Source organism: Peribacillus sp. NPDC056705, assembly GCF_043656335.1.
Genome location: NZ_JBHTYI010000153.1, coordinates 1 through 1,678, shown reverse-complemented (window position 1 = coordinate 1,678; position 1,678 = coordinate 1). Strand labels below are relative to the sequence as shown.

Genomic DNA, 1,678 nt, shown 5'->3' with positions numbered 1-1,678 from the left:
TCGACTGTGTCTCCACTTGCTGAAGAATCCTTCATCTTGATCCATACCTTATCCAGCTCACTATCTGTATATCCCAGTGCCTTCAAGCCCTCTCGTGCTTCGGACCATGCCGAGTCATCGTGCTGCTCCTCCATCTCATGAAGTGCGAACAGCCCGGTATGAATAGCTGCATTCCCGAAGCCTTCGAGCTTGTCCTTCAAATCGAGGATCATGCGCTGAGCCGTCTTCTTCCCAATTCCCGGCAGCTTCACAAGAAAAGAAATATTCTCTTGGTAGATAGCCGATACGACATGTTCGGGAGAACCGCCCCCAAGAATACCGAGCGCCACCCGCGGTCCAATTCCTGACACCTCAATCAATTTACGGAATAACTTCTGCTCATCCCGGCTCGGGAACCCAAACAGCAGAATAGCATCCTCCCGCACGTTATGGTGTGTATATACCGTCACAATCCCTTCGGTCTTGGCAAAAGCATACGGGTTTGGGCAAAACACACGATACCCTACTCCTTGAACATCAAGCACGATATACTCACTCTCTAAGTGAACGACCTGTCCACGTAAAAAATCTATCATTTTCGCAATACCTCGTTTAATTTGGAATTAAGTGTATAGGAGTGCGCATGGCATATCGCTACGGCTAACGCATCCGCCACATCGTCCGGCTTGGGAACGCTCTGCAGTTTGAGGAACATTCTGACCATCTCCTGAACCTGCTTCTTCTCGGCCTTCCCGTATCCCACGATCGCTTGCTTCACCTGCATGGGTGTATACTCAGCAATGGGAAGCCCCCGCTGCGCAGCCGCAAGAATGAGCACCCCTCTGGCTTGAGATACAGACATTGCCGTTGTCACATTACGATTAAAAAACAATTTCTCGAAGGCGACAGCCTCCGGTTTATATTGATCAATAAGCTGAATCATACCATTATAGACGTGCTGAAGCCTCTCTTCATCCGGCGTATGGGCTTCCGTCTGAATGGATCCATATTGTACCGGGGTTACTTTACTGCCGACCTTATCAACGAAACCAAAGCCGACGATCGCAATACCCGGATCAATCCCTAAAATACGCAAAAATTATCTCTCCTCTGATGAAGCGAACATATGTATCGTTATCCCATTATAACAAAAGATCAGCCGTTCGTTGAGGAAAAAAAATAGCGGTACAGAACTTTGCTTCTGTACTCGCCATGTTATTGGAATGAATCATTCCATATTTAAGGATTTCGTTTCATAACATTCTCAGACATATCCCGCGCATAATCACTGAAAGTGGATAATACGCTGTTATACTCTTCAATGTCTTGTATACGAATGCCTTCCTCAAGTTGCTTGATGACATCCTGTGGTAGTGACGATTCCATCGAACCGATATCCAATTGAAAAAAAGTACGCAGCACCTTCTCTTCTTCCGGTGGTCCGTCAAACAGCGTCAAATTGCCCTGCATATCGACGCTCATATAAGCCTGTCGTTTGCATGCAGGTGACAGATCCGATACGGTTTGCTCCAGCCAGACATCACCATGTTCATCAAGTCGCCCCTGCCACAACGGATTACGGTTCATCAGTTCATAAACCCCATCCGCGCTCAGGCGGCCCATCTCCTGTTCTTCAATCCCACAGACGTAAGTCGTGCGCAGATGGACGTTCTTCTTCGACTTGGACTTGTTCAACTGC

The 1,678-nt window shown here is 47.7% G+C and carries 3 protein-coding genes; all 3 read right to left on the bottom strand.

Translation table 11 applies throughout. The features are described 5' to 3' along the window. Positions 1-575, bottom strand: a 575-nt coding sequence (gene ruvA / locus ACFRAK_RS28420) for a Holliday junction branch migration protein RuvA (RefSeq protein ID WP_394573102.1), incomplete at its 3' end; no start/stop codon positions are given. After that, positions 572-1,075, bottom strand: a complete 504-nt coding sequence (gene ruvC / locus ACFRAK_RS28415) for a crossover junction endodeoxyribonuclease RuvC (protein ID WP_023955923.1) — start codon at positions 1,073-1,075, stop codon at positions 572-574. The genes ruvA and ruvC, both read right to left, overlap by 4 nt. Before the next feature lie 143 nt (positions 1,076-1,218). Next, a partial coding sequence (locus ACFRAK_RS28410) for a BofC C-terminal domain-containing protein (protein WP_394573101.1) occupies positions 1,219-1,678 on the bottom strand: 460 nt, incomplete at its 5' end.